Consider the following 257-nt stretch of genomic DNA (forward strand, 5'->3'; position numbering starts at 1 on the left):
GTTCAATCTCACGGCCCAAGCCCCGCAGGTAGCGCCGGCTCCGGGCGATGTGCCGGCCAGCCCTCAGCAAGCGAGGCAAGTCCTCCCGTTGCTGGACCCAGCGGGTATCGGTTGGCGATCCGGCGTCACGGATCAGCAGCGTCCCGGCGTCGAGGTCCGCTTGGGCCTGGGCGAGTGTGGTTTGCTCATCAACCGCCCCGCCCACTCCGAGCCCGATGTGGCAATGGGCGTCAACGAATCCCGGCAGGACCCAACCG

1 pseudogene is annotated in these 257 nt (G+C 68.5%); it reads right to left on the reverse strand.

Features of this window, described 5'->3' with window-relative positions:
* Positions 1 to 257, reverse strand: a pseudogene (locus SB772_RS43030) (amidohydrolase family protein); the annotation flags it as partial.

It is taken from the genome of Paraburkholderia sp. SIMBA_030, from assembly GCF_046535245.1.
Taxonomy (GTDB): Bacteria; Pseudomonadota; Gammaproteobacteria; order Burkholderiales; family Burkholderiaceae; genus Paraburkholderia.